The organism is Rhizobium sp. L9 (assembly GCF_002531885.1).
Classification (GTDB): Bacteria; Pseudomonadota; Alphaproteobacteria; order Rhizobiales; family Rhizobiaceae; genus Rhizobium.
Genome location: NZ_NWSZ01000023.1, coordinates 88,724 through 114,947 on the forward strand (window position 1 = coordinate 88,724; position 26,224 = coordinate 114,947).

Sequence of the window (26,224 nt, forward strand, 5' to 3'; positions counted from 1 at the left end):
ATTTCGTGAGCACGCAAACCGGTGAATTTTCGCGCGACGACGCTGCTGCTGAGAGCATCAACGGGTACGACCACAAAAGCATGGCGTACGACGATGCCAGCGCCCTTTTAGAAGTGCTGGTCGCGGTCAGGCGCGGCGACTTTTCCGTGCGGATGCGCTCTGACCTGACCGGCGTGACCGGCAAAGTCGCCGATGCGCTGAACGACATCATCGCCGCCAATCAGCGCATGGCCCGGCAGCTCGAACATGTCGGCCAGGTCGTCGGCCGCGACGGGCGGACAAGTACCAGGGTGCGCTTCGGCCTGTCGGATGGTTCATGGTCGGAAATGGAAGGCTCGATCAATGGCCTGATCGACGATCTCCTGTGGCCGACCACGGCGGTCACCCGCACGATTACCGCGGTCGCCAAAGGCGATCTCTTGCAGACCGTGCCGCTCGATGTCGACGGGCGGGCGCTGAAGGGCGAATTCCTGCGCTCGGCCGATATCGTCAACACGATGATCAAGCAGCTCAGCGTCTTCACCTCGGAGGTGACGCGCGTTGCCCGCGAAGTCGGCACTGACGGCAAGCTCGGTGGCCAGGCGCAGGTGCCCGAGGTGACGGGCGTCTGGAAGGACTTGACCGAAAGCGTCAACTCGATGGCGTCGAACCTGACGGCGCAGGTGCGCAACATCGCGGAGGTGACGATCGCGGTCGCTAACGGCGACCTCTCCAAGAAGATTACCGTCGACGTGCGCGGCGAGATCCTGCAGCTGAAGGAAGCGATCAACACCATGGTCGATCAGCTGCGCTCCTTCGCTTCCGAAGTGACGCGCGTCGCCCGTGAGGTCGGAACCGAAGGCAAGCTTGGCGGCCAAGCGCTGGTGCCGGGCGTCGCCGGCACCTGGAAGGACCTGACCGACTCGGTCAACGCGATGTGCGGCAACCTCACCGCCCAGGTGCGCAACATCGCGCAGGTGACGACGGCGGTTGCGCGCGGCGACCTCTCGCGCAAGATCACCGTCGACGTCTCGGGTGAAATTCTGGAGCTCAAGGAAACCATCAACACGATGGTGGATCAGTTGAACGGCTTTGCCGGCGAGGTGACGCGTGTGGCGCGTGAAGTCGGCACCGAAGGCCGCCTCGGCGGTCAGGCGCAGGTGCCGGGCGTCGCCGGCACCTGGAAGGACCTGACGGACAACGTCAATTCGATGGCCTCGAATCTGACGGCGCAGGTGCGCAACATCGCCGAAGTTTCCACTGCGATCGCCAATGGCGACCTGTCGAAGAAGATCACGGTGACGGTTTCGGGCGAAATCCTCGAGCTGAAGGAAACCATCAACACGATGGTCGATCAGCTGAACGCCTTTGCCTCGGAAGTGACGCGTGTCGCCCGCGAAGTGGGAACGGAAGGCCGGCTCGGCGGTCAGGCGAACGTACGTGGCGTCGCCGGCACCTGGAAGGACCTGACCGAAAACGTCAACTCGATGGGCGGCAACCTGACGGCGCAGGTGCGTAATATCGCGGAAGTCTCCACAGCCATCGCCAATGGCGACCTGTCGAAGAAGATCACCGTCGACGTGAAGGGCGAAATTCTCGAACTGAAGGAAACCATCAACACGATGGTCGACCAGCTGAACGCCTTCGCTTCGGAAGTGACGCGCGTGGCGCGCGAAGTCGGCACGGAAGGCCGGCTCGGCGGCCAGGCGAACGTGCGCGGCGTGGCCGGCACCTGGAAGGACCTGACCGACAGCGTCAATTCCATGGCCTCCAACCTGACCGGCCAAGTGCGCAATATCGCCGAAGTCGCGACTGCCGTCGCCCAGGGCGACCTTTCGAAGAAGATCACCGTTCCGGTGTCGGGTGAGATCCTCGAACTGAAAGAGACCATCAATACGATGGTCGACCAGTTGAACGGCTTTGCCGGCGAGGTCACGCGCGTCGCACGTGAAGTCGGCACCGAAGGCCGGCTCGGCGGCCAGGCCAACGTGCTTGGCGTGGCCGGCACCTGGAAGGACCTGACCGACAGCGTCAATTCCATGGCCGGCAACCTGACGGCGCAGGTGCGCAACATCGCCGAAGTCTCCACGGCGATCGCCAATGGCGACCTGTCGAAGAAGATCACGGTGTCGGTCTCGGGCGAAATCCTCGAGCTCAAGGAAACGCTGAACACCATGGTGGATCAGCTGAACCGCTTCGCCTCCGAGGTGACGCGTGTGGCCCGAGAGGTCGGCACCGAAGGCAAGCTCGGCGGTCAGGCGCAGGTGCCTGGTGTGGCCGGGACCTGGAAGGATCTGACCGAAAACGTCAACTCCATGGCTTCGAACCTCACCGGTCAGGTGCGCAACATCGCCGAAGTCACGACCGCCGTGGCGCGCGGCGACCTCTCACGCAAGATCACTGTCGACGTGAAGGGGGAAATCCTTGAGCTGAAGAACACCATCAATACCATGGTGGACCAGCTGAACGCTTTCGCCGGCGAAGTCACGCGTGTTGCCCGCGAAGTCGGCACCGAAGGCAAGCTCGGCGGCCAGGCGCAGGTACCAGGTGTTGCCGGCACCTGGAAGGATCTGACCGACAGTGTCAACTCCATGGCGGGCAACCTGACGGCGCAGGTGCGAAACATCGCCGAGGTGGCGACTGCGATCGCCAATGGCGACCTGTCGCGCAAGATCACCGTCGATGTGCGCGGCGAGATCCTGCTCTTGAAGGACACGCTGAATACTATGGTCGACCAGCTTCGCTCCTTCGCCGGCGAAGTGACGCGTGTCGCCCGCGAAGTCGGCACCGATGGCCGGCTGGGCGGCCAGGCAGTCGTTCCCGGCGTCGCCGGCACCTGGAAGGACCTGACCGACAACGTCAACCTGCTCGCCGCCAATCTGACGACGCAGGTTCGCAACATCGCCGAAGTGACGACCGCCGTGGCACGTGGCGACCTGTCGCGCAAGATCACCGTCGACGTGAAGGGGGAAATCCTCGAACTGAAGAACACGATCAATACGATGGTGGACCAGCTGAACGCCTTCGCCGGCGAAGTCACACGCGTCGCCCGCGAAGTCGGCACCGAAGGCAAGCTCGGCGGTCAGGCGCAGGTGCCCGGCGTCGCCGGCACCTGGAAAGATCTGACCGACACCGTCAACGTCATGGCCGCCAACCTCACCGAACAGGTGCGCGGCATCGTCAAGGTGGTGACGGCGGTCGCAAACGGCGACCTGAAGCAGAACCTCACCGTCGCCTCGAAGGGCGAGGTGGCAGCCCTTGCCGAGACGATCAACAACATGACCAACACGCTTGCGACCTTCGCCGATCAGGTGACCACGGTGGCGCGCGAAGTCGGCGTCGAAGGCCGCCTCGGCGGTCAGGCGAATGTTCCCGGTACCGCGGGAACGTGGAAGGATCTGACCGGCAACGTCAACCTGCTTGCCGCCAATCTGACGACGCAGGTGCGTGCCATCGCCGAGGTCGCCACCGCCGTCACCAAGGGCGACCTGACGCGGTCGATCAAGGTCGATGCGCGCGGCGAAGTGGCCGAGCTCAAGGACAACATCAACACGATGATCGACAACCTGCGCCTGACGACGGAGCGCAACACCGAGCAGGACTGGCTGAAGACAAATCTGGCGCGCTTCACCAACATGCTGCAGGGCCAGCGCGACCTGACGCTGGTCGGCAAGATGCTGCTTTCGGAACTGGCGCCGCTGGTCGGCGCGCATCAGGGCGTCATCTACCAAGTGGACGCCGACGAAGAGCAGCCGTTCCTGTCCCTGCTCTCGGTCTATGCGCAGGGCGTCGAAGCGGCGCATCCGCTGCGGCTCGACTTCGGTCAGGGCCTGGTCGGTCAATGCGCCAGCGACGCCCGCCGCATCCTCGTCACCGATCTTCCCGACAATGTCGTGCCGATCAGCTCGGGCGTGTTCACGACGCTGCCGCGAAGCGCGATCGTCCTGCCGGTGCATTTCGAGGGGCAGGTGAAGGCGGTGATCGAGCTTGCCTCTGCAGGTGAATTCACCGAGCTGCAGCTTTCCTTCCTCGACCAGCTGACGACGTCGATCGGCATCGTTCTCAACTCGATCGAAGCGACCATGCAGACCGAAGGCCTGCTCAAGCAGTCGCAGCAGCTCGCGGCCGAACTGCAGACGCAGCAGCGCGAGTTGCAACAGACCAACGAGCAGCTCGGCCAGAAGGCGCAGCAGCTCGAGGAACGCAACGTCGAAGTCGAGGCGAAGAACCAGGAAATCGAGCAGGCCCGCCGCGCGCTCGAGGAAAAGGCGACGGAGCTTGCTCTCACCTCGAAGTACAAATCCGAATTCCTCGCCAACATGTCGCATGAATTGCGCACGCCGTTGAATTCGATCCTTATCCTCGGCCAGCAGCTTGGCGAAAACCCCGACGGCAACCTCTCGGCAAAGCAGGTCGAATTCGCAAAGACCATCCACGGCGCCGGCACCGATCTGCTTAACCTCATCAGCGATATTCTTGATCTGTCGAAGATCGAGTCCGGTACGGTCTCGGTCGACGCCGAGGAGATCTTTGTCAGCAATCTGCTCGAAGTGATGGCGCGGCCATTCCGGCACGAGGCGGAAAACCGCAACCTGTCCTTCGCTATCGAGGTCGGCGCCGATGTGACGAAGAGCATCATTACGGATTCGAAGCGGCTGCAGCAGATCCTCAAGAACCTGCTGTCGAACGCCTTCAAATTCACGGCGCAGGGCGGCATCACACTTCGCGTCGCCTCGGCGGCGAGCGGCTGGTCGCCGGAGCATCCCTCGCTCCGGCATGCGCCATCGGTCATCGCCTTTGAAGTGATCGATACCGGTATCGGCATTCCGCCTGAGAAGCAGCGCATCATCTTCGAGGCGTTCCAGCAGGCGGACGCCTCGACCAGCCGCAAATATGGCGGCACCGGCCTGGGGCTCGCCATCAGCCGCGAACTGGCAAACCTGCTCGGCGGCGAGATCCAGCTGCGCAGCACGCCGGGTGTCGGCAGCACCTTCGTGCTTTACCTGCCGCTCACCTATGTCGGCGCCGGCGCGGTCGCGCCGAAGTCGGCTCCGGCAGCGGCGAATGTCGTTGAATTCGCCGAGGCGGCTGCCCGCCGGGCTGAGAAACCCGCCGAACATGTCGCGGACGACCGCCACCGGATCGAGCCCGGCGACTCCGTGCTGCTCGTCGTCGAAGACGATGCGCATTATGCCCGCGTCCTCGTCGATCTCGCCCGCGACAACGGTTTCAAGGTGTTGGTCGCGATGCGCGGCAGTGATGCGCTTGTTCTTGCACAGGAATACAGGCCGTCGGCGATTTCGCTCGACATCTTCCTGCCCGACATGCTCGGCTGGACGGTGCTGAGCCAGCTCAAGCAGAATTCGCAGACGCGACACATTCCGGTGCAGATCATCAGCCTCGACGAGGATCGCCAGCACGGGCTGACTCGCGGCGCCTTCGCCTTCATGAGCAAGCCGACAACACCGGAAGGTCTCGGCAAGGCGCTGTCGCGGCTGAAGGCTTATGCCGAGCCGCGCCGCAAACAGCTGCTGCTGGTGGAAGACAACGAAGCCGAGCGCATGAGCGTCACCGCCCTTCTTGGGCACGATGACATCGACATAACAAGCGTCGGCTCCGGGTCTGAGGCGCTCACGGTTCTCCGGCAGGGCTCGGCCGACTGCGTCGTGCTCGACCTCACGCTGCCTGACATGTCCGGCTTCGAAGTGCTCGAGCAGATCCGCGACGACGCCGAGATCGCCGAAGTCCCGGTCGTCGTGTTCACCGGCCGGGAGCTTTCGCCCGAGGAAGACGCCACGCTGCACAGCATGGCGCGCAGCGTCGTGGTGAAGGGCGTGGAGTCGCCCGAGCGCCTGCTCGACGAGACGGCGTTGTTCCTGCACCGGGTGGTCGCCGACCTGCCGGCGGCAAAGCAGGCGACGCTGCAGGAGTTGCACAGCTCGGACGAGGATCTCGTCGGCGAGACCGTGTTGCTCGTCGACGATGATGCCCGCAACATCTTTGCGCTGAGCAGCGTGCTCGAACGTCGCGGCATGAAGGTGCTGACCGCGACGACGGGTAGCGAGGCAATCGAGGTCATCAACACCGAGCCCTCGGTGGCGATCGTGCTGATGGATATCATGATGCCCGGGATGGACGGTTACGAGACGATGCAGGTGATCCGGTCGGAGCCCCGCTTCCGACGGCTGCCGATCCTGGCGCTGACGGCTAAGGCGATGAAGGGTGACCGGGAGAAATGCCTGGAAGCGGGCGCGTCGGACTACCTGGCAAAGCCCGTCAACACCGAGCAGCTCCTGTCGGCTCTGCGTATGTGGCTGCACCGCTGAGGATCCGGCCATGAACCCCGTCAACATCCTCCTCGTCGACGACCAGCCCGCCAAACTCCTGAGCTACGAGGTCATTCTCGAAGAGCTCGAGGAAAATCTGATCAAGGCGCAATCGGCGCGCGAAGCCTTCGAGCACCTGCTGCGCACGGAAATTGCCGTGATCCTCGTCGACGTCTGCATGCCCGAGCAGGACGGCTTCGAACTGGTCAGCATGATCCGGCAGCACCCGCGCTATCAGAACACACCGATCATCTTCGTCTCCGCCGTGATGCTGGCCGAACCCGACCGGCTGCGCGGCTATGCGGTCGGCGCCGTCGATTACGTCTCCGTCCCGATCGTGCCCGAGGTGCTGCGGGCCAAGGTCAGGGTCTTTGCCGATCTCTACAGGAAGACGCGGGAACTCGAACGTCTGAACGCCGAACTGGAGGCCAGGGTGCATCAGCGCACCGCTGAGCTCGAAGCGTCGGCGGCGCAGCTGCGTCAGCTGAACGAGGAGCTGGAGCACCGCATCGACCAAAGGACACGCGAACGCGAGGAGGCGCTGGCGCAGCTCTTCGAGGCACAGAAGCTCGATACGATCGGCCACCTGACAGGCGGCGTGGCGCACGACTTCAACAACCTTCTGATGGCGGTGCTCGGCAGCCTCAGCCTGCTGAAAAAGCGGCTTCCGGCGGATGAGCGCAGCGAACGTTTGGTGACGAACGCCATCCAGGCGGCCGAACGCGGTACGGCGCTCACCCAGCGCCTGCTTGCCTTCGCTCGCCGACAGGAGCTGAAGCCGCAGGCGGTCGATTTCCTCCGCCTGTTCGAAAACGTCGAGGATCTGCTCGCCAAGGCGGTCGGACCGCGCGTCGAAATCCGAAAGCGCATCCCTGCGGATCTGGAGCCGCTGCTGGTGGACAGCAATCAGCTGGAACTGGCGCTGCTCAACTTGTTCGTCAATGCGCGGGATGCGCTCGAAAGCGGCGGTGCGGTGACCGTCGCGGCTGCGGCGGAGGAGACCCGGCCGGCCGGTCTTGCCGGTGGAAATTACATCAGGATATCGGTGTCGGACGATGGCGAGGGAATGGACGAAGCGACGGTTCTGCGCGCTGCCGAGCCATTCTTCACCACGAAGGGGATCGGCAAGGGCACCGGGCTCGGCCTGTCGATGGTGCACGGCCTGGCAGCGCAATCGGGCGGTTCGATCCAGATTTCGAGCACGAGAGGCAAGGGCACGACCGTTTCGCTCTGGCTGCCGGTCGCGCAGAGCATTGCCAAGGCGCAGCCGGCAGTCGTGCCTGCGACCGCGGAACCCCTGAATCCGGTCTCGCGATCGCTTGCCATCCTCGTCGTCGACGACGATGCACTCGTCAGGACCGGAACCGTGGCAATGCTGGAGGACCTCGGGCACCTGCCGCGGGAAGCGGCTTCCGCTACCCAAGCTTTGGAATTCCTCGCCGGCGGACAGGAGTGTGATCTCGTCATCACCGATCATGCCATGCCGGGCATGACGGGCGCCGAGCTCGCACGCCATCTTCGTTCAGCCTTCCCCAACCTGCCCGTTATCCTCGCTTCCGGCTATGTCGAGCTTGCCGAGGATCAGGGGCTCGGCCGGATGCTCAGGATGGCGAAGCCGTTCACGCAGGAGCAGCTCCAGGCGGCCATGGACGAGGCGCTGAGAGACAAGGTCGCAGCGGCATGATGATCGAAGCGGCAGCCGTTGGGGGATGCTGCATAATCGACGTTTCTTCATTCACCCCTAAGTCACCAGCCTGAGTGGCGGAGGAATCGGCTGCCGTGCCCGCGGATGCCGCCCATGAGGCCCGCGGTTAACATGGAAAACTGCTCTTCGTCCGCGTGAACCAGCATGAACACGCCGCGACCAATTCGGATTTGCGCCGCCCGCTGATGAGATCTCGTCGCGCGTACTCTACCCCGGCGAAACTTTTCGCTCTGCTGAAAGTTACTCAAACCCATCCTCACTCACCGAAGGCTTCCCCTTGACCAAAACGATGTTCGGCCCCGCATTCACCGAAGATGGCGTTCTGTTTCGCCTTTGGGCTCCACTGCATGAAAGCGTTTCGTTGAAAATCGAAGGCTCTGATCCGCGCCCGATGCAAGCGGCTGAAGATGGCTGGCATAAGTGCGCGGTCGCGAATGCCGGCCCTGGTACGCAGTATCGCTTCATCCTGCCGGACGGTCTTCAAATTCCCGATCCTGCTTCGCGCTTCCAGCCGCAGGATGTGCATGGTCCGAGTGAAGTGGTCGACCTTTCCCGCTATCGCTGGAAGACGGGCGACTGGGCAGGCGGCCCATGGGAAGAGATGGTCATCTACGAACTGCATATCGGCTGCTTCACACCGCAGGGGACTTTCAAGGCCGCGATCGAGCGTCTCGACCACCTGCGGAAGCTGGGCGTCTCGGCGCTGCAGATCATGCCGCTCAGCGACTTCCCCGGCCGCTACAACTGGGGCTATGACGGCGTGCTTCCCTATGCACCCGACAGCACTTACGGCCGGCCGGAAGATCTCATGGCGCTGGTGGATGCGGCGCACGAACGTGGCATTTCGGTCTTTCTCGACGCGGTCTACAACCACTTTGGGCCAGATGGGAACTATATTCCCTCCTACGCACCGCTGTTTACCGATCATCATAAGACACCCTGGGGCCACGGCATCAATTATGACGGTGACGGCTCTGAGATGATCCGCGAATTCATCATCGAGAATGCCATCTATTGGATTAGCGAGTTCAGGCTCGACGGTTTTCGCTTCGACGCCGTCCATGCCATCAAGGACGACAGCTCTGAGCACCTTCTTCACGCACTGGCCGGCCGCGTCAGGGCTGAAGCCGGTGACCGGCATGTTCATCTCATCGTAGAAAACGAGGAGAACGACAGCGACCTTCTGAAACGTGACGCAGATGGCGGGGCGAGGCTGTTCACGGCCCAATGGAACGACGATGTCCACCATGTGCTGCATATTACTGCCACGGGTGAAACCTTCGGCTACTATGCCGATTATGTCGGCGACGCCGGCAAGCTCGGCCGGGCGCTGGCGGAAGGCTTCGTGTTCCAGGGCGAGCACATGCCGTATCGCGGCGGAAGCCGAGGCAGGCCAAGTGGCCACTTGCCGCCCACCGCCTTCGTGTCCTTTATCCAGAACCATGACCAGATCGGTAACCGGGCGCTCGGGGACCGGATTATGGCTTCGAGCCCGACCAATGCCATCAAGGCCGTCACATCGATCTACCTGCTGGCACCTGAGATACCGATGCTGTTCATGGGTGAGGAATGGGGTGCGCGAGAACCTTTTCCGTTTTTCTGCGATTTCAACGAGGATCTGAACGAAAAGGTCAGAAAGGGCAGGCGTGAGGAGCTTTCGCGCCTGCCGGGGTTCGATGTTGACGAGCATCTCGATCCGACGGCGCCGTCGACCTTTGCGGCCGCGAAGCTCGACTGGTCGAAAAGCGTTTCATCGGAAATGCTTGAATTCTACAAGACGCTTCTCGACCTCCGACATAGACGGATCGTACCCCTGCTGAAAGGAGCCAGAGGCGGAAACGGGGTCTATCGCTCCGCAGGTGCAACGCTCGCGGTGGATTGGGTCCTGGCCGGCGACCGGCGCCTTCATCTGGATGCCAATCTCGGCGGCGAGGCGGCGCCGCTTCCTCGGCGGCGCGAAGAAGGCGAAACGATCTTCCGCCTCGGCGGCTGCGATGGAGGACAATTGGCGCCCTGGACGGTGATCTGGAGCATCTCGGGTGAGGGGCCTGGCATGAAGGCGATCGGACGATGAAATCCGCCGAGCTCGAAAAGCTCGCACGGCGATACGGGATCAGCCCGACCAGGCCCAGTCCCGAGGATCGCGAGGTGGCGATTTCCGCCGACACCAAACGGAAGATACTCTCGGCTTTGGAAGTCGATCTGTCAGGAACCACCCATCGGCAGACGGTTGCACCGCGGCGGGAGCAGGAGCCGGCGCCGGCGAATGACGTAATTCCCAAGTCATTTCTGCCGGACTTCCTGCTCAAGACGCGGGTCTGGGGGATCAGCCTGCAGCTTTACGAACTGCGGTCGGCGCGAAACTGGGGCATCGGAGATTTTGAGGATCTGTCTGACGTGGCCGACCTGGCGGGGAAGATCGGCGCTGACTTCGTCGGCCTCAATCCGCTGCACGCACCGTTTCTCGCCGATCCCGACCGCTGCAGCCCCTATGAGCCCTCGAGCCGTCAGCATCTCAACCCGCTCTACATCGCGGTCGACCGACTGCCAGGTTTTGTCAGTAGTGCCGAATTCGAACGGCAACTGGAGGGACTTCGCCGAAGCGACCTCGTCGATTATGTCGGAGTTGCGAGGGTCAAGCTTGGAGCTCTGCGGGATCTCTGGCGCGGCTGGCCCCAAGCAGGCGTCGCCGATAAAACTTACGATCCCGTTGATTTCGATGCCTTCGTCACGCGAGGCGGCAACAGCTTGCAGCGACATGCGCTCTTTGAATGTCTTTCGCTTTCCATGGTGGAGCGTGGTGCAGGCGCCGGCTGGCAGGGATGGCCGGCAGATTTCCGGCGCTCTGACAGCGCCGCCGTCGCCGAATTCGCGCGCAAGCATGCGGACGAGGTCCGCTTCCACATGTGGCTGCAGTGGCTCGCTCATCAGCAACTGCTTCAGGCAGCGGACCGGGCGCGCGAAGCGGGCCTGCGGATCGGACTTTATCTCGATCTCGCCGTGGGCGAGGCGGTCGACGGATCGGCCACATGGAGCGAGCCGGATGTCTATATCTCGAAGGCGACCATCGGCAGCCCTCCCGATCCATTCGCGGTAGAGGGACAGGACTGGCATCTAGCCGGATATCTGCCTTCCGCGATCGCTTCGGGAGACAGCTCGCCTTACCGGCGCATGGTGAGCGCCGCCATGCGCTATGCCGGTGCGATCCGGATCGATCACGCCCCGGCGCTCCGGCGCCTGTTTCTGGTGCCGCTCGGCAGCAGGCCAGATGGCGGCGCCTATGTCCGCTACCCCCAGCATCAGCTTCTGCAGATCCTGGCCGAGACCTCCGCCAAGTATCGATGCCTCGTCATCGGCGAAGCGCTGGGAATGATCCCGCCGGATTTGCCTGACGAGCTGGCGGCGGCGCAGATCCTTTCGTATCGCATTCTCTCCTATGAACAGGACGAAAAAGGCTTCAAGCCGCCGGATGCCTATCCCGTCTTTGGCCTGACCTGCATTTCGACGCACGACCATCAGACGCTCGCCGGCTGGTGGCGCAGCGCCGACATCCAGGATCGCCGCGACCACGGCATCGTGCCGCCCGATCTCACGGCAAAACATCTCCAGCACCGCCGGCGCGAGCGACGAAATCTGAAGGCCGCGCTCCTCGCTGCCGGCATCGACGTGCCGGCAGGTCTTAGTGCGAGGGCCGGCCGGGAGACTTTGAGGGAATTGACGGTCAGCGCCTACCGCTTCATCGCCCGTACTCCGTCGCTTCTTGTCGCGGTTCGGCTTGCCGACCTTACCGACGAGAAAAGGCCCACCAATATCCCTGGCACTAATGACAGCTACCCCAACTGGAAGCCTAAGCTGTCGGTTTCGCTGGAAGACCTGGCGTCGAACCGTCTGCTGCATCGCATTACGGCGGCGATGGGGGAGGAAAGGCCACGGATTCAGGCGGCAAGGGGACGACCAGGGAGCAGGCGGATTTCGAATAGCCAGGATAAGGATCGCCGAGAAGCCAAAGACCGCTTGTCGAAGTCGCCATAGAGACCGTGGAACGCGTACCGGTGGGCATCATGAACGCCAAGCAGGCATTGTCGCTTCCTGACGATCTCGACGTGAAGGTATCGCATCCCGATCATGAGCCGGGCAGCACCGACAATTTCATTCCCAAGGGCGAACTGCAGCGGCACCTGGACAAGCCTTAGGACGTCTCAGCTTGTCCGCTCGAGCGTCAGGCGATTTGAGTTTCGCATCCCGGAACCTCCATGAGCTTGGCGTGTTTGACTCCACAAATGGAAGGAGAAAACCATGGCACATGCCGACCGGAAGCACATTGGCGCGGGCGCGAAGGGGAAGGGCGACGGAAGCGGCGCGATGACCAATCTCGACGAGGAAAAGCTTCCCGCAAACACAGTTCTTTCGAACCGTGACAAGACCCGGCACTCCAAAGAGCGCGGTCTCGACGGCAAGACGATTCAGACCGAGCAATACTCGGATCACAGCTCCAATCGGAATCCTAAATGAGGACAAGGTGATGAGCAGCAGATTACCTCCCATTCCCGCCGACAACGTCAGTAACAAGGGAGCCGGCAAGCCCCGGCAGACCGAGTCAGAGGATACTGCGGTGGCAAGCGGCAACGAAAACCCTCATAAGAAGGGTCAACTAGGAAACACCAAAGTCAACACCACCCATCAGGGTTACCAGCAGGACAGGTAGGAGGCATCGATGTCTACGTCGAAGAAGAGCCCATCGACTATCCGCCAGGGCGGCCCAGGCGCATCCCATGAAAACGCCAAGGCGCCGCTCGAGATACCGAAGCCGCCAGCCGAGCCGGATAGACGTACGCGAAGCAAGGTTTCGGGCGGCGGCGGCGAGCATGATCGCCACCACACCCACGACGCAAGAGAGAAGTGAGGGACAGACCTGGCGGTAGAACCCGATGAGCCCAAAGCACGAGGTCCACCGCTTCACATGATCAACATGACGGAAAACAGACCATGACGACCGCATTCATCCTTGTTGCACTGGCTCTCATCGTCATCTACGCCGGCCCGACATTGCTTTACATCTGCGTCGGCTATGCTGACTACATGATCGAACGGCGCCGACATTTGCTGGCTGTAAAACACGCGGTAAAGCGCCGCAGCGACGAGCTTTAGTTGTCCGGTCGACGGCGGGCCAGGATTTCATCCACGCTTGGGACGCCGATGTCTTCGGCCGCCGCAGTTTCACTCGATTTCGTCGGCACGCTGGGTGATCGCGAACTCCTAAGGATGCCGGCCATTTCGGGGTCGTTGCCGGCATGTGCAATAAAAGCGTAGAAGGCCGCACGAAACGATTTCTTTCTTGGTGGCCTGCGAATGTGATTTCATCACAGCCTTGATCAGCTGCTTCGGTGTGATATTGGCCCGCTTTTCCTTCAGAATGGGCTCGCCAGGCTCCTTCAGATCCTGGTCTTTCAGTCGATTTCCCCGGAATCCTTGTCTCCGATTTCCTCGACATCATGATCAGGTAGAATGCGATGCTTTACTTCCTCGGCCGCGACCGCGATGCCTCTGGCCGTTCCCGCCAGGGCAATCTCGGCCGCGATGAGAGGGTGCTTGCGCACAAGCTTTCCGAGCGCCTTGGCCGTCGCGGCCGCTTTGGCCTGAGACAAGACGCCTTTATCGGCGCGTTTGCGCAAGAGAGATTCCAGCTTTCGCTTCGAATGCTTTCGGGGCGGCGTCGCATCTAATGCACGGCGACGCCCTTCCGAGGGTTTTCTTCCGCCTGCTTCCGGATATTCTTCGGAAGCGCCGAACTGGCGGCCTCACGCACAACATCGATGGCCGCATCGGCGGCACTATGGAAGGCCTGCCCGACCAGCCCAAGAGTCTTCGCGCTCTTGCGCGTACTCGATTTTGCGGCGCCGGCAATGTCCTCGCGGTCCTCCACCAGCACGGCCGCAGCAGCGCCGGCTCCCGCAATCAGCGCCTTTCCCAGCGTGTCACGACCGGTGGGGCTCGCCAGTAAGGTTTTCAGTATCGAATTCTTTCGGATGGCTTTCGGCACCTTGTAACCTGCAATCTTCTTCGGAATCTTTGTCTTGGCCATAACGCACCTCCTTCAGACCGTGAGAACGCGGCAAAGCGCACCCTGTTCCGAGAGTGGGTGGCACCGCGCGAAGGAGGAGCTTCGCCTCTTGTTTGCGGCAACTTCGGCTCGCCGAAGCAAAGGTTAGCAGATGTTAGTGGATCGAGTGAGAGGTGGCAGCATTGATCTTGAGCAGATCCGGGGCGGGAAACATCTCGATCAATCCTGCGGCGAGTTCGTCGACATCGGTCTTGCCTTCATTGAAGAGCTGGATGGCGGCGCTGCACAGGATCTGGCTGTCGTGTTCGCTTACCGAGACGCCGAAATGGCGATACCAGCTCATGACAGCCTTCGACAGGCATCTGAAATCCTGCGGGAGTATCGGTCGGTAGAAAATCGACATGAAAGTCCGCCACGATTGCCGGTTAACGTCATCGCTCTTCACCTAATCAAGATAGTAGCCGCCCCGTTTGATACCAAGCGGCCTGTTTCCTTGGTGCGTTAGCGCACGGAGCCGCTATTCGAGCGCTTCGGAGCCTCTCTTGCCTTTACGCCAGGACACCGGCCGCAATGGGCGGCCTGGATGAAACGTTGGCGCGCCAGTTCGGCGCTTCCGCGTCGGCGATACGCATCGACGCAGCGCCGCGCTTCGCTTCGAAATAACCGCCGCCCCGGTGTTCCTGTTCGAAGAGGAACTCCTGCCTGCTGCCACCGGGTTCCGGAACAATGTCCGCCGCGCCTTGTTATTTGTGCGACAGGCGAATGCCGAAGCAGCCGGAGGATTCGATGAGGCGGAGCATGGGGCTTGGGTTGGTTATGGCCATCGGGCTGACTGGTTGCACGACCAGTGCAGGCAGCTACTCATCGGCGGGACTTGAGCCCATTCCGGGCAGCATCACCTATCAGGGGCAACCGCGCACAAAGCTGACGAAATCCCCGGTCGGTTCATCCTTTCCGCACACCTTCACGGATCAATGGGGGCGGCAAGTCGAGGAGATTTATATTATCCAGCCCGACCGAAGCTTGGTGATTTCCCAGCGCCATTACCGACCGGTTTTTTCGCTCGACGACGACTAGGAAGGAGACCTGATCATGCCGCGCCGCAAGAACACTGTGGGGACGACGCTTGATACCGAAGGAGCCAAAATCGGCGAGCCGGTTCCGAGAGCGATCATCGATATCAACACCGCCTCCGTCGGGGTCCCCCGCCAGGCCGAGGACGATTTGCGCACAGAATTGAGCGCTCTGCGGCAACAGGTCGATAGGCTTCAGCAGCAAGTGATCAGCGCCGGGCGATCGGCAAAGGCCGGCGCCGAAGAGGCTGCCCGCCAGACCGGAGCTCTGGTGAAACATTATCCGCTGTCATCCTTTGCCCTCATGGCTGCCGTCGCGGGTTTGTTGGCGCTTGCCTCGCGTCAGCTCTCCCCACCGCGCCATCGTGGGCCGTCGGCCTTGCGCGAACTCAAGGATTTGTACGAAAGGATGCGCGAGCGAATCTGACAAGATTTCAGGATTGCCAGCGTCCCGATTCTGCCCGACTCTCTGTCGGGCAAGGAGGGAAATGCATGCTCGACGTCCTTATACGAAGCGCTCTCGATATTGTCCGGCGCTCGGAGCGCTTGATCGAAGCGGCGAGAGGGTTGCTTGACAGGCATGATCTTGATGAGGTCGAGCGATATGAACTCGGTTATGAGATCGAACGGCTGAGGGACGCGGTTCTTGCGGTGGACGAGGCCGTCCGGTCGCTCGCGCGCGGGAGCGAACGCTGGCCGGAGGTGGCTCGGGTCCACGCATTACAGACGACATTGCACTGATTGCGGGACTTTTTCGGGCTCTTGCCGCTTTCAGAAGTTGCTGGTTTCTAAGCATTTTCTCAGACGAAACTGCATGTCACGCTGATGTCACGCGACCATGGGCGAAATATATGCTTGATTGGGCCGCTTAGCGCTTATGATTTCCGGCCGGATGCACTGAAACAGGGGGCGAGGAACAGAGCGCTGTTATCGTTGGGGCATCGCGATGACTTTGAAGACCTCCGGACAAATATATGTGCCCGACGAATTCGTATTTCCGGTTCACACCCGGACGATCGCCGAGATACGCTATGATATTCTCAACCAGGTCATGACGGTCGTCTATCACGATGGCCGCTTGCGCACGACAACCGGCATACAGGGTCCGGCGATGCTTAGGATCCTCGCCCAGCGTCCACTGGAGCGGTCCCCGTTTCTGCTGCAGACGGTCATCTGATCGAGAGAGCAGGCGCATCCGCCGCTAAATTGTCTTCGTCGTGCATCCATTTCGGAAGAGCTGCGTTCATCCTGATAGCCAGACCATGGAGGGAACGCCGATGACCTTTCCACCGCCAAAAGCCGAGGCTCCCGCTCAGCGCTTCGAAGAAGCAAGTGCTGCTGCGCGCGACGCTTTGGAGAGGCTGATTGCAGCCGCCAATGAAGCCGGTTGGGGAACCGAGGAAATCTCGGTCGCATTCCTCGAGGCGGCGCGATTTTTGACCGAAGCAAATAAAAAAGATCCAGATCCTGCCGACGATCCCGTGATTAGCGACGTGCCGGGCAAGCGGGAGCAGATCGGCCACGGTGAGCTTTTCGATTAGACGCCGCTTCATTCCTGCTTTGGAACAAGCTCACCCGCCAATCCTTGCGACCGAACTGCGGATGACGAGGCTCGTACTGACCCGCAGCCGTTCAACGGCAAGGGGAATCTGTTCGATGCGGGCGACGAGCCGCTCGCCGGCGAGTTTGCCCATCTCGTAGACGCGCTGGTCGACGACGGTAATCGGCGGCACGGTCACGCTTGTCCAATCGGCATCCAGGAAGGAAATCATCGAGATATCGCCGGGAATTGAGAGACCGAGTGATTGCAGCGACTTGAAGACGCGCAGCCCCACCAGGCTGTCCGATGCGAGGACCGCGGTTGGCGGCAATGGGTCCGCCAGCAGGCGTTTGATCACGGCGTCCGTCTGCGGTTGATCGGTCGCGCCAAGCCGCACATAGTGAAGGGGGTCGGACAAGCCCGCTTCCGTCAGCACGCTCATGAAGCCTTCCACGCGTTCACGCACGGCAGAATTCGATATCCGGCTGATATCGGTCACTCCGCCGTCCTCAGCGTCCATGGCCGAGACGTAAGCGAGACGTCGATGTCCTGCGTCGACCATAAACCGGGCAGCGGCGATGGCGGCCTCGCGATCATCGCCGGTCACGGCGTCGACATCGAGCTCCGCGATGCTCCGGTCGAAGAGGACCAGCGGCATACCGGCGCGGCCGACGTGTCGGAGATGGTCGAAGCTGTCACAGCGCGCGGGCGTCACGATCAGGCCGTCGACACGCTTGCCGATCAGGAGGTCGACGGCTGATTTCTCCGATTCGAGCTTCTCGCCCGAATTGGAGATGATCACATCGAAGCCGGCGAGCCGAGCCGCATCGCTGATGCCGCGCACCGCCAGACTGAAGAAGGCGTTTTCGATATCGCCGACGACGATCCCGATGATGCCGGACCGGCCGGTGCTCATGCTGCGCGCAAGTTCGTTCGGCCGGTATTCGAGAGCGGCTGCCGCCGCCATGACCTGATCCTTGATCTTGCCGCTGACGACGCCGTAGCCGCCGAGCACGCGGGCGGCCGTCGCTTTCGACACCCTTGCCGCCTTCGCGACGTCGGCGACCGTGACTGAACGTTTTGGAGCAGCGGAATCTTCCATGCCGCAGCACTACAAGAGTTGTTGACGGCCGGTCAATTGACAGTTATCAAATCCGTGGTGAGACCGGTCTCTTTTTATTGGAGACCGGTATCCGTGCAGATCGTGTTGCCGCAGAAGGGCGGCAAGGCGGCTGAATGAATAATGCCGACAAGAGCATTCCTTCTGGAGCGGAGAACGAACATGAAGCTTTTTGAATCACTTCCGGCAGTCATTGCGCCTCTGCAAGCCGGCCTCGCGGCTTGCTTTCTGGCGATGGGAGTCGGGTTGGCAACGGCGGCCGACAATCCCTATAATCTGATCGAGCCCGGCGTCATCAGCGTCGGCACGATGGGCGATGCCAAGCCCTATACATTTGCGACCGCGGATGGCCAGTTCACCGGTTTCGACATCGAACTGTTTCTCAACGTCGTGTCCCGGCTCGGCTTTGCGAAAGACAAGGTCACGTTCACCGGCCAGGAATTTTCGGCGCTCCTGCCATCGGTGGCAAACGAGCGGTTCGACGTTGCCGTCGCCGCGATCGGAACCACCGAAGCCCGCAAGAAGACCGTGGACTTCTCCGACGGCTATCTCGCCGGTTATCTCTCCGTGCTGACGTCGGACTCCGCCATCAAGGACGCGACCGGGCTGAAGGGCAAGCGGCTCGGCGTCGTGCAGGGAACCTTACAGGAAGTCTACGCCGCCAAGAATTTTGGCGAAACCGATCTCGTGAAATTTCCCGACAACAATTCCGCCGTCGCCGCTCTCAACAACGGCACGATCGATGCGCATTTCCTCGACTACGAGGCGGCCAAACAATATGGCGAGCGCTATCCCGCGCTGAAAGTCGCCGTCAACATCCCGTCCTTCGATGCGCCGGCGGGCTTCGTGATCAGAAAGGGCAACGATGCCTTCCGCACGGCACTGAACGGCGCCCTTCACGAGGCAATGCAGGACGGCACCTGGAAGACGCTCTATGAGAAGTGGTTCCCCGGCTCGCCGATGCCGGACCAATATCTCCCCAAGAAGTGAGGCCGCGAGCCGTCCGTCGAAAACGGACGGCTGACCTCGATGGCGGCACGCCCGACAAGGGCTTCGATGGGGATTTTTATGAATTGGCTTGAGAATCTGCGCCGCAGCTTCCTCGACTGGGAGGCGATGGCGGACGTGCTGCCGAGCATGATCAATGTCGGCCTGAAGAATACTTTGATCCTGGCCGCGTCTTCGACCGTGCTCGGCGTCATCATCGGCATGGTTCTTGCCGTCATGGGCATCTCGCAGTCTCGGTGGCTGCGGCTGCCGGCGCGCATCTACACCGATATCTTCCGCGGGCTGCCGGCGATCGTCACGATCCTGATCATCGGCCAGGGCTTTGCCCGGATTGGACGCGATATCTTCGGTCCGTCGCCGTTCCCGCTGGGAATTCTTGCGCTCAGCCTGATCGCTGGCGCTTATATCGGCGAAATCTTTCGCTCGGGCATCCAAAGCGTCGAGCGTGGGCAGATGGAGGCCTGCCGGGCGCTCAGCATGAGCTACGGGCAAGGCATGCGCCTGATTGTCATACCGCAGGGCATCAGGCGCGTACTGCCGGCGCTGGTCAACCAGTTCATCGGCAACGTCAAGGATTCGAGCCTCGTTTATTTCCTCGGATTGCTCGCCTCCGAGCGAGAGATTTTCCGCGTTGGGCAAGACCAGGCGGTGGTGACCGGCAATCTGTCGCCGCTGCTGCTGGCAGGCGTTTTCTACCTCGTGATCACCGTGCCGCTGACCCATTTCGTCAATTATATCGATGCGAGGCTGCGATTGGGTAAGCAGGGGCGCGGTCCCAGTCCTGCGAGCGGATTGGTCGAGGTGAGCGAGCTTGCGGCGGCAGCCGGTCCCCACTCCATCGTCGACGCCGCGAGCTGCGATCACCGGCATTTCAGGGGCGGGACCCTTCAAATCCGGGATTTGAGCATGTCCTACGGCGAACTCGAGGTACTCAAGGGTGTCGATCTTGATATCCCCGCCGGAACCGTCACTTGCATCATCGGCCCTTCCGGCTCAGGAAAATCAACGCTGCTGCGTTGCATGAACAGGCTTGTCGAGCCGAAGGGTGGCGACATACGGCTCGACGGCGAAAGCATCCTGACCATAAGGCCGGAAAAGCTTCGTCGCCGGGTCGGCATGGTGTTCCAGCACTTCAACCTGTTTCCCGATCACACCGCTCTCGAAAACGTCATGCTTGCGCTGACGAAGATCAAAAAGATGCCGAGGCAGGAGGCGCGGCGCGTCGCCGAAGCGCGCTTGGCTGATGTCGGTCTGGCCGCGCGCGGGGATCACCGGCCGGCGGGCCTTTCCGGCGGGCAGCAGCAGCGCGTCGCGATCGCTCGGGCGCTGGCCATGGATCCGGAGGTCATCCTGTTCGACGAGGTGACGAGCGCGCTAGATCCCGAATTGGTGAAGGGCGTGCTCGACCTGATGGCGACGCTCGGCCGTCAGGGCATGACCATGGCCGTGGTGACGCATGAGATGGGATTTGCCCGCCGCGTGGCCGACCAGGTGGTCTTCATGGACGAGGGCCGTATCATCGAAGCCGGCTCGCCGCAGCAGATTTTCGACAATCCGCAAAGCGAGCGGCTGAAGCGCTTCCTTGCGGAAGTTCTCTGAGGCGCCAGGCCGGCAACGCGGCGCAATTCGGTTCGATCAAACAAGAGCAGGAATAGGGTACCCGACATGAATGCTTACACCAAACCTTCGAAGGTCGTTGTCATCGGCGGCGGGATTTTCGGCGTCTCGACTGCGCTCCATTTGGCTCGACTCGGGGTTGATACACTGCTTGTCAATGACGGCGCGCTTGCCAACGGTGCCTCCGGCCGATCTCTCGCTTGGCTGAACTCGGCGCGAAAACGCTCCGATGCCTATCACCGGCTGCGTCTGGCAGGCATTGACCGCTATCGCACGCTGGCTGCTCGATACCCCGATGCCTCATGGCTGCGCTTTGACGGCGGGCTGACCTGGGATGCGGACGACGCCAGCAATGAGATCGCCGAAATCTTCGACCATGAACGTGACCTCGGCTATCACGCTCAATGGCTCACCCCGGAGAGGATCGCTGCGGTGACGCCCGGCGTCGACCGGAGCGCTGTGACGCCGCAAGGCGCAATCTTCAACCCGGGGGAGGGGTGGGTCGATCTTCCATCTCTGATCGGCAGGCTTGCGGAAGAATTCCGTGCGCTTGGCGGCGAGATCATCACGGATGCCGGACGCGCGGCGGTCGATGTCAGCAGCGGGCGCGCCCACCGCGTAATCACGGCGGACGGCGCGCGTCACGACGCCGACGCCGTGCTACTTGCTGCAGGCAGCAAGGTTCCCGCAATTGTTGCTGAGGCTGGCCAGCAGATCGAGGATGCGACACCCATCGCCCTTCTTGTCAGGACAAAGCCGATCAGCCACCCGCTGAAGGCCGTGCTCAACACCCCGCGCATCGCCATTCGACCGATGCCCAATGGCGGCTTCGCACTCGATTCCGCCTGGTCGGAGGAAGAGGTGAGCGCCAACCCCGACGGCAGCTACAATGTCAGGCAATCCACGCTGCAGGGACTGCTGCGAGAAGCGTCGAGAGTCCTCGAAGGCAATCCGGTCCTTGAGATCGAAGATTATGGGGTCGGTCCGAAACCGATTCCGGGTGATGGCGAGCCGGTTTTCGGCGAGTTGTCATCGATTCCGGGCTATTTCGTCGCCTTCAGCCATAGCGGCGCCACCCTTGGCCTGATCGCCGGCGAACTGCTGGCGGACGAGATCGCCATGGGCCGCCGCCATCCGCTGCTTTCCGACTTCCGCCCTGAGCGCTTCAGCGCGGCGTCCCGGTGACAGCCACGATGCGGATGGTCGCCAGCCTGACGTCGGACGGATCAATTTGAGCCATCGAACGTTCTGCCGAAAGGAACCAACGGGAGACGCATCATGATCAAGGATGAGGCCGCCGCCTTCGGCGCCGAAAATGATCGCGGCGATGCCGCCGCTTCAATGCCGAATGGAGAAGAATCGACCATCAATCCGGATCTCGTTCGGCGTGAGGGGTTCGCGAGCGAGGCCGAATACCGCGCCTACTTTGCCACATTGGGCGGAGATGCGTCCGCACCGCCCGAAAATCACGTGGCAGAACCGGTGCCGACTTCCGGGGAGCAGATCCTGGAAAGCCGACTGCAGGAATTGAAGTGGGAACTGGAAATTCTGCGAGCTCGCCTTCATGGAATCAGACGCCAGGCCGCGACCGTCGTAACCGAAAACGTCAGGTGGGCTGATTCCAGCGCCCATGCCCAGCTCGGTGATCAGCCTTGGCTAAAGCTCGCCGGCGCGATGGCCGTTGCATTTCTCATCACCAGGGGGTTGAGACGGCTGCCTTGGGGAACCGTGGCGACAACGGCACTGCCCCTGGCCATCGCTACGATGAATCGAAAGCTCGCGCGGCGGTAATGGCTGCCGGTGGTTCTGCGTGATCGCGTATCGATTCTTCACTATGAAGGGGGCGCCATCATCTCGCCGAAGTGTTCGTGACATCTACCATTTTAACGGAGGCAAACATGGCTGGACACGACGCTCGCTATGTCGAGATTACGACGCGTCTTCGCTCGGTACGATCGTTCTGCGACTTCCTCTCGCAGGGCGGAACCGTCCGCGTCGCCCAATCGGATGGCGGCCCCTACAAGGATGTTACCGCCGCGCTCTTGGAGCGAAACCGCAGGGAGGCGGAGACACTTGCTCGCACGCGCAGGCATCTCTACCCGGAACTCGCCGACGAAGAGGTGGCGCCGCCGCTCTACAGCCACCACTGACGCACCCGCGTGTTGTACTCTTTTGCGCGACATGTTCTAGGCAGCGGCAACGCGGCGGGCGTCTATTTCATCCAGCTGGAAATGGTCGATCAGCTGCAGGAGCGTTCTGGTCTCATCGGCAAGTTCCTTCGTCGCTGCGATCTCGAGTGAAGGATCCGCTCGAATCGACTCTATTCGTTCCCATCCGACACCCAATCAGCGGAATGAATATTTCATAACGCATAGTTCGTGAAATATCCGCTTCAATGTCGCTTTGAATGACGTCGAGTGTCGTTTTCTCCGGGGATTCCGTGTCCGGCCGCTCGGCTACTGGCGAGCGATCAGGCGAAACTGATTTCTGCAAGGAGAGGGAGGTGGTCGGAGGCGACCCGCGTCAGGCGGGTTTGGAGAACTGTTGCCCGTTGGACGACGAGGTCTTCAGTGACGAAGATGTGGTCGAGGCGCATCAGCGGATAGCGGGCGGGGAAGGTCGCCTTCGGCGCGCCCCCTGCGGCAATCTGCGCATCCTTAAGGGAGCGCGCGACGAGCCGATATGTTGCGGACGAGGGGATGGCGTTGAAATCGCCGCAGAGGATGGTCGGCAACGGAGTTTCCGCCGTCCCATGCAGCCAGCCGGAATTGAGCAGCGTCGTCATCTGCCGGATCCGTTCGCGGCCGCGAAGGCCGAGATGGGTGTTGACGACGAGCAGCTTCCTGTCGCCCGCCGTGACTTCGACGGAAAGCGCGCCCCGGGCTTCGCCGACGGAGGGCAGGGGGCCTGCCTTGATCGCGCCTGTCGGAAGGGCGGTGATGATCGCATCGCCGTACTGTTCTTCGGCAATCGACAGCGCCGGATGGAAATGCGCCTGCATCTTCAAGAGCGAAGCGATCACATGCGCCTGGTCGATGCCGCCGGTCCTGCGCCTACCGACGTCGACTTCCTGAAGCGCGATAATATCTGCCTCCGTCTCGGCGATAACGGAAGCGATGCGGCCGGGATCGAGTTTCCGGTCGCCGCCGATGCAGCTGTGCACGTTATAAGTGAGCAATTTGATTGATTTATCCGGCATAGGCCCGTTGGAAGCTTGATCGCGCGGGAGGTTTTCTTCCCCCGGGGGAACACGGAACTCGTTTGATCGTTCCGGATGATAGGGCCTGTCGCCCGCACTTTTGAAATGGATGATCGATGAGCTTGAAAAGCATTATCATGAACGCACTGCTCGTGGCTGCCCTTTGTCTTGCGGTCTTTCTTCTCTACCGGATCTTCCAACAATATAGCCTCGATGAGATCGTTCAATCGGTTCGAAGCATTCCTCTTTCGACCTTCCTCACGGCGCTCGTCTTCGCGGCGGCATCCTATCTCTGCCTCAGCTGTTTTGATCTCCTGGCGATCCGTTCGCTCGGCAAATCCTTGCCCTATCGCAAAATCGTGCTCGCATCGTTCATCAGCCTTTCGCTCGGCCACAATATCGGCTTTGCCGGCCTGAGCAGCGGCGCCTTCCGTTATCGGTACTATTCGCGCTGGGGGCTGACGACGGAGGACGTGGCGAAGATTATCCTGTTTTGCGGCGTCACCGTCGGACTAGGGCTCGTCACGCTCGGCGGCCTTGCGCTGATCATAAATCCTTCCGACGCGGCACGCCTCATGCGCGCCGATGCGGGAAGCGTCCGCATCTTCGGGGTGCTGGCCCTGATCGTGCCTGTGGTCTATGCGGGCCTGGCGTTTTTCGTCCGCGGCAAGCTGCGGCTTTGGCGCTGGTCGTTTCAACTGCCACGCTTTTCGATCGCCGTGGCGCAGGTGGGCGTCGGGACAGTCAACTTCATGCTGGTGGCCGCTTGCCTGCACCAGATGCTTTCGACCTTCGGCGACGTTGCCTTTTTCCGGTCGGTTACGGCTTACGTGCTGGCAAATTCGGCGATCCTTGCGACGCACGTCCCCGGCGGTCTCGGCGTGCTGGAAGCGACCGTCTCCCATGTCGTGCCGCAGGAGGCGTCGATCGGTGCGCTGATCGCCTTCCGCTGCGCCTATTTTTTCATCCCGCTGGCGCTCGGCACGACGCTTCTCCTGAGCATCGAACTCATCTTCCGGCGCTCAAGCGGTGCGAGTGAAGAGGCGGACGAGAGCGCCGAGGCCCAGTCGGTGTAAGAGGAGGAAGGGCCGGGCCGGGTCGAAGATCGCGGTGCCGGTGATCGGCGAGATGCTGCCTGACAATTCGATGGCAAATTCCCTGAGGCCGCGAGCGCCACCGTTCAGCGCGTCAATCGCCCCGATCATCGAGCCGCTTCGCCCGAAGGCGACGGCAAAAGTCTCGGGGGCCGTCCCGAGATATTCCGCCAGCAGCCGATCACGCAGCTCCGAAATGGCGCGACGATGGTCTGCATTTACAGCCTCGAACAGCAGATCGCATTCCGAATCAAGCCCTTCCGAACGATTGTTGAGATTGGAAGAGCCGATGCGGACCAGCTCGTCGTCGGCGATCATCAGTTTCGAATGGATGAGCACCTCAACTTCGCAGTCCGCCTGCGCTGACTGCCGGGGGGCTTCAGGCCCCGGCACTTTCGGCCCGGGCACGACGGGGTAGTAGACCCGCAGGCGGTTGGCGCGATCGGCCCGTTTGAGGCGGCGGATGACACGGTCGCGATTGCCGCCCATGACGAGCTTTTCGATCAGTCCGTGAGAGCTGCGCGTGCAGATGACGACCACCTCCGGCCCGTCCCTTTCCTGTAATCGAGCGGCGATGGCGTCGGCAACCCGGAAGGAGGCGAGATATTGCGCCTCGATGTAGAGCTGGCGCCGGGCTCGGGCGATGATCTCCAAGGTCGAGGCGATGCCGTCGCTGATGCCCCTACGCCAGGTGGTCGCCGGCTCTGTCAGGGCGAAACCCACAGGGACGTCCCGCAGCGAAACGGAAAGGGTATCCGGCCAGGCGAACGGCATGTTGTCGGCGAGCGCCAGGTGCTTTTCGCCGGTGGCTTCCTCCCAGCGCCGCCTGGCGATATCGCCGATCAACCGGGCGGCGGAGCCCGTGACCATTGCCTGCACGTCGTGCAGCGGATCGTAAGGGGTACCCTCGGGGTCCCGCCTCAGCCTGTCCTTGGCGCGATGACGCCTCGTATCCCATCGCCGCGCCGTCAGGTCTATCCCGCCGATGAAGGCGACCGCGTCGTCGATGCAGACGAGCTTTTGGTGATGACAGCCGCGCAGCGCCCCTTGAAGAGCAAAACGCAAATCGATTCTGGTATTTTTGGGGAAATTCTTCTTTCGAAGCAGATCGATCGATTTGTCCGAATAGATCGGCCCAAGCGCCCAGATAAGGATGCGAATTTCGAGCTCGGGATTTTCCGCTGCCAGCGCATGCAGCAGGTCGGCCAAGGTTTCGTCGGACTTTTCGGGCTCCATCCGAATATTGGGATGGAAATCCCACCCAATGATCCACACATTGCGGCGGGCCTGCCGCAGCGCCTGCGAAACTTCGGCGAAATATGTGTTGCCATTGATCAGAAAGGCGGCTTTGTCCGCACGTCCCTGGAGCCGCAATGCCGTAGATCCCTCTTTTTCGCCGCTCGGATGTTGCGCTTTTGTTCGGGTTAGGTACGGTTGATCGGACATGGTTTGAAGTGCGGTCATGTTTGCCTCTGCGATTTGACTGAATGCAAACGCCTGAA

General features: G+C 61.7%; 26 protein-coding genes. 20 read left to right on the forward strand and 6 right to left on the reverse strand.

All coding sequences use genetic code 11. The features are described from left to right. Window positions 1-5: 5 nt before the first annotated feature. From CO660_RS22405 to CO660_RS33400, 9 genes are all read left to right on the forward strand, one after another. Window positions 6-6,305, forward strand: a complete 6,300-nt coding sequence (locus tag CO660_RS22405) for a HAMP domain-containing protein (protein WP_097600555.1) — start codon at window positions 6-8, stop codon at window positions 6,303-6,305. A 10-nt stretch (window positions 6,306-6,315) separates the two neighbouring features. After that, window positions 6,316-7,989, forward strand: coding sequence for a response regulator (locus tag CO660_RS22410; protein WP_097600556.1), 1,674 nt, complete (start codon window positions 6,316-6,318; stop codon window positions 7,987-7,989). 298 nt (window positions 7,990-8,287) lie between these two features. Continuing rightward, a complete protein-coding gene (gene treZ / locus CO660_RS22420; protein WP_097600558.1) occupies window positions 8,288-10,084 on the forward strand; it encodes a malto-oligosyltrehalose trehalohydrolase in 1,797 nt (598 codons plus the stop codon). Beyond that, window positions 10,081-12,042 (forward strand): 4-alpha-glucanotransferase, encoded by a 1,962-nt coding sequence (gene malQ, locus CO660_RS22425; protein ID WP_097600559.1) that lies wholly within the window; start codon window positions 10,081-10,083, stop codon window positions 12,040-12,042. Before treZ ends, malQ begins: the two co-directional genes overlap by 4 nt. Before the next feature lie 29 nt (window positions 12,043-12,071). Then, on the forward strand, window positions 12,072-12,203 hold the full coding sequence (locus tag CO660_RS34340) for a hypothetical protein (protein ID WP_280953008.1): 132 nt from the start codon (window positions 12,072-12,074) through the stop codon (window positions 12,201-12,203). Window positions 12,204-12,306: 103 nt separating this feature from the next. After that, entirely contained in the window at window positions 12,307-12,522 is a 216-nt protein-coding gene (locus tag CO660_RS22430) for a hypothetical protein (RefSeq protein WP_097600560.1), read from the forward strand. A gap of 10 nt (window positions 12,523-12,532) precedes the next feature. Next, window positions 12,533-12,715, forward strand: coding sequence for a hypothetical protein (locus CO660_RS33930; protein WP_097600561.1), 183 nt, complete (start codon window positions 12,533-12,535; stop codon window positions 12,713-12,715). Window positions 12,716-12,724: 9 nt separating this feature from the next. Further along, window positions 12,725-12,913, forward strand: coding sequence for a hypothetical protein (locus tag CO660_RS22440; RefSeq protein WP_088685813.1), 189 nt, complete (start codon window positions 12,725-12,727; stop codon window positions 12,911-12,913). Between the two features lie 83 nt (window positions 12,914-12,996). Continuing rightward, window positions 12,997-13,158, forward strand: coding sequence for a hypothetical protein (locus tag CO660_RS33400; RefSeq protein ID WP_164517833.1), 162 nt, complete (start codon window positions 12,997-12,999; stop codon window positions 13,156-13,158). 299 nt (window positions 13,159-13,457) lie between these two features. Here CO660_RS33400 and CO660_RS22445 read toward each other — a convergent pair whose 3' ends face one another. From CO660_RS22445 to CO660_RS33405, 3 genes are all read right to left on the reverse strand, one after another. After that, a complete protein-coding gene (locus tag CO660_RS22445) occupies window positions 13,458-13,682 on the reverse strand; it encodes a hypothetical protein (RefSeq protein ID WP_097600562.1) in 225 nt (74 codons plus the stop codon). A 47-nt stretch (window positions 13,683-13,729) separates the two neighbouring features. Beyond that, window positions 13,730-14,092 (reverse strand): hypothetical protein, encoded by a 363-nt coding sequence (locus tag CO660_RS22450; protein ID WP_097600563.1) that lies wholly within the window; start codon window positions 14,090-14,092, stop codon window positions 13,730-13,732. A 133-nt stretch (window positions 14,093-14,225) separates the two neighbouring features. Then, the gene (locus CO660_RS33405; protein ID WP_176536349.1) at window positions 14,226-14,474 is read right to left on the reverse strand and encodes a hypothetical protein; all 249 of its coding nucleotides are present in this window, start codon (window positions 14,472-14,474) and stop codon (window positions 14,226-14,228) included. Between the two features lie 383 nt (window positions 14,475-14,857). On the opposite strand from CO660_RS33405, the gene CO660_RS22460 reads away from it, so the two are divergent. The 5 genes from CO660_RS22460 (at window position 14,858) to CO660_RS22480 (ending at window position 16,685) form a co-directional block, all read left to right on the forward strand. After that, on the forward strand, window positions 14,858-15,148 hold the full coding sequence (locus tag CO660_RS22460; RefSeq protein ID WP_097600564.1) for a hypothetical protein: 291 nt from the start codon (window positions 14,858-14,860) through the stop codon (window positions 15,146-15,148). Window positions 15,149-15,163: 15 nt separating this feature from the next. Continuing rightward, window positions 15,164-15,571, forward strand: a complete 408-nt coding sequence (locus tag CO660_RS22465; protein ID WP_097600565.1) for a hypothetical protein — start codon at window positions 15,164-15,166, stop codon at window positions 15,569-15,571. A 65-nt stretch (window positions 15,572-15,636) separates the two neighbouring features. Then, window positions 15,637-15,885, forward strand: a complete 249-nt coding sequence (locus CO660_RS22470) for a hypothetical protein (protein ID WP_097600566.1) — start codon at window positions 15,637-15,639, stop codon at window positions 15,883-15,885. A 205-nt stretch (window positions 15,886-16,090) separates the two neighbouring features. Beyond that, window positions 16,091-16,321 (forward strand): hypothetical protein, encoded by a 231-nt coding sequence (locus CO660_RS22475; protein WP_097600567.1) that lies wholly within the window; start codon window positions 16,091-16,093, stop codon window positions 16,319-16,321. Window positions 16,322-16,421: 100 nt separating this feature from the next. Next, on the forward strand, window positions 16,422-16,685 hold the full coding sequence (locus CO660_RS22480) for a hypothetical protein (protein WP_097600623.1): 264 nt from the start codon (window positions 16,422-16,424) through the stop codon (window positions 16,683-16,685). Window positions 16,686-16,715: 30 nt separating this feature from the next. Here CO660_RS22480 and CO660_RS22485 read toward each other — a convergent pair whose 3' ends face one another. Continuing rightward, on the reverse strand, window positions 16,716-17,786 hold the full coding sequence (locus tag CO660_RS22485; RefSeq protein ID WP_097600568.1) for a LacI family DNA-binding transcriptional regulator: 1,071 nt from the start codon (window positions 17,784-17,786) through the stop codon (window positions 16,716-16,718). A 180-nt stretch (window positions 17,787-17,966) separates the two neighbouring features. Between CO660_RS22485 and CO660_RS22490 the strand changes: the two genes are divergently transcribed. The 5 genes from CO660_RS22490 (at window position 17,967) to CO660_RS22510 (ending at window position 22,579) form a co-directional block, all read left to right on the forward strand. Further along, window positions 17,967-18,794, forward strand: coding sequence for an ABC transporter substrate-binding protein (locus CO660_RS22490; protein WP_097600569.1), 828 nt, complete (start codon window positions 17,967-17,969; stop codon window positions 18,792-18,794). 78 nt (window positions 18,795-18,872) lie between these two features. Further along, complete coding sequence (locus tag CO660_RS34345; protein WP_097600624.1) at window positions 18,873-20,411, forward strand: amino acid ABC transporter permease/ATP-binding protein; 1,539 nt, start codon at window positions 18,873-18,875, stop codon at window positions 20,409-20,411. A gap of 66 nt (window positions 20,412-20,477) precedes the next feature. After that, the gene (locus tag CO660_RS22500; protein WP_097600570.1) at window positions 20,478-21,614 is read left to right on the forward strand and encodes an FAD-binding oxidoreductase; all 1,137 of its coding nucleotides are present in this window, start codon (window positions 20,478-20,480) and stop codon (window positions 21,612-21,614) included. A gap of 93 nt (window positions 21,615-21,707) precedes the next feature. Beyond that, window positions 21,708-22,220: a hypothetical protein gene (locus CO660_RS22505; protein WP_097600571.1), complete on the forward strand. Its 513-nt coding sequence runs from the start codon at window positions 21,708-21,710 to the stop codon at window positions 22,218-22,220. A gap of 107 nt (window positions 22,221-22,327) precedes the next feature. Then, window positions 22,328-22,579 (forward strand): hypothetical protein, encoded by a 252-nt coding sequence (locus CO660_RS22510; RefSeq protein WP_097600572.1) that lies wholly within the window; start codon window positions 22,328-22,330, stop codon window positions 22,577-22,579. A gap of 320 nt (window positions 22,580-22,899) precedes the next feature. On the opposite strand, the gene CO660_RS22515 is transcribed toward CO660_RS22510, so the two are convergent. Further along, the gene (locus CO660_RS22515; RefSeq protein ID WP_097600573.1) at window positions 22,900-23,628 is read right to left on the reverse strand and encodes an endonuclease/exonuclease/phosphatase family protein; all 729 of its coding nucleotides are present in this window, start codon (window positions 23,626-23,628) and stop codon (window positions 22,900-22,902) included. 116 nt (window positions 23,629-23,744) lie between these two features. Here CO660_RS22515 and CO660_RS22520 point away from each other — a divergent pair, with 116 nt between their 5' ends. Next, on the forward strand, window positions 23,745-24,704 hold the full coding sequence (locus tag CO660_RS22520) for a lysylphosphatidylglycerol synthase domain-containing protein (RefSeq protein ID WP_097600574.1): 960 nt from the start codon (window positions 23,745-23,747) through the stop codon (window positions 24,702-24,704). On the opposite strand, the gene CO660_RS22525 is transcribed toward CO660_RS22520, so the two are convergent. Next, window positions 24,651-26,186, reverse strand: a complete 1,536-nt coding sequence (locus tag CO660_RS22525; RefSeq protein WP_097600575.1) for a phospholipase D-like domain-containing protein — start codon at window positions 26,184-26,186, stop codon at window positions 24,651-24,653. The genes CO660_RS22520 and CO660_RS22525 overlap by 54 nt on opposite strands. Between the last annotated feature and the right edge of the window lie 38 nt (window positions 26,187-26,224).

Excerpts from the sequence above, each read along its gene's own strand:
- CO660_RS22485 (WP_097600568.1), bottom strand. The coding sequence starts at position 17,786 with ATGGAAGATTCCGCTGCTCCAAAACGTTCAGTCACGGTCGCCGACGTC.
- CO660_RS22490 (WP_097600569.1), top strand. The coding sequence starts at position 17,967 with ATGAAGCTTTTTGAATCACTTCCGGCAGTCATTGCGCCTCTGCAAGCC.
- CO660_RS22520 (WP_097600574.1), top strand. The coding sequence starts at position 23,745 with ATGAGCTTGAAAAGCATTATCATGAACGCACTGCTCGTGGCTGCCCTT.
- CO660_RS22480 (WP_097600623.1), top strand. The coding sequence starts at position 16,422 with ATGACCTTTCCACCGCCAAAAGCCGAGGCTCCCGCTCAGCGCTTCGAA.
- CO660_RS22470 (WP_097600566.1), top strand. The coding sequence starts at position 15,637 with ATGCTCGACGTCCTTATACGAAGCGCTCTCGATATTGTCCGGCGCTCG.
- CO660_RS22500 (WP_097600570.1), top strand. The coding sequence starts at position 20,478 with ATGAATGCTTACACCAAACCTTCGAAGGTCGTTGTCATCGGCGGCGGG.
- CO660_RS22505 (WP_097600571.1), top strand. The coding sequence starts at position 21,708 with ATGATCAAGGATGAGGCCGCCGCCTTCGGCGCCGAAAATGATCGCGGC.
- CO660_RS33930 (WP_097600561.1), top strand. The coding sequence starts at position 12,533 with ATGAGCAGCAGATTACCTCCCATTCCCGCCGACAACGTCAGTAACAAG.
- CO660_RS22475 (WP_097600567.1), top strand. The coding sequence starts at position 16,091 with ATGACTTTGAAGACCTCCGGACAAATATATGTGCCCGACGAATTCGTA.
- CO660_RS34345 (WP_097600624.1), top strand. The coding sequence starts at position 18,873 with ATGAATTGGCTTGAGAATCTGCGCCGCAGCTTCCTCGACTGGGAGGCG.
- CO660_RS22525 (WP_097600575.1), bottom strand. The coding sequence starts at position 26,186 with ATGACCGCACTTCAAACCATGTCCGATCAACCGTACCTAACCCGAACA.
- malQ (WP_097600559.1), top strand. The coding sequence starts at position 10,081 with ATGAAATCCGCCGAGCTCGAAAAGCTCGCACGGCGATACGGGATCAGC.
- CO660_RS34340 (WP_280953008.1), top strand. The coding sequence starts at position 12,072 with ATGAACGCCAAGCAGGCATTGTCGCTTCCTGACGATCTCGACGTGAAG.
- CO660_RS22465 (WP_097600565.1), top strand. The coding sequence starts at position 15,164 with ATGCCGCGCCGCAAGAACACTGTGGGGACGACGCTTGATACCGAAGGA.
- CO660_RS22510 (WP_097600572.1), top strand. The coding sequence starts at position 22,328 with ATGGCTGGACACGACGCTCGCTATGTCGAGATTACGACGCGTCTTCGC.
- CO660_RS22515 (WP_097600573.1), bottom strand. The coding sequence starts at position 23,628 with ATGCCGGATAAATCAATCAAATTGCTCACTTATAACGTGCACAGCTGC.
- CO660_RS22450 (WP_097600563.1), bottom strand. The coding sequence starts at position 14,092 with ATGGCCAAGACAAAGATTCCGAAGAAGATTGCAGGTTACAAGGTGCCG.
- CO660_RS22410 (WP_097600556.1), top strand. The coding sequence starts at position 6,316 with ATGAACCCCGTCAACATCCTCCTCGTCGACGACCAGCCCGCCAAACTC.
- CO660_RS22440 (WP_088685813.1), top strand. The coding sequence starts at position 12,725 with ATGTCTACGTCGAAGAAGAGCCCATCGACTATCCGCCAGGGCGGCCCA.
- CO660_RS33405 (WP_176536349.1), bottom strand. The coding sequence starts at position 14,474 with ATGTCGATTTTCTACCGACCGATACTCCCGCAGGATTTCAGATGCCTG.
- CO660_RS33400 (WP_164517833.1), top strand. The coding sequence starts at position 12,997 with ATGACGACCGCATTCATCCTTGTTGCACTGGCTCTCATCGTCATCTAC.
- CO660_RS22460 (WP_097600564.1), top strand. The coding sequence starts at position 14,858 with ATGAGGCGGAGCATGGGGCTTGGGTTGGTTATGGCCATCGGGCTGACT.
- CO660_RS22430 (WP_097600560.1), top strand. The coding sequence starts at position 12,307 with ATGGCACATGCCGACCGGAAGCACATTGGCGCGGGCGCGAAGGGGAAG.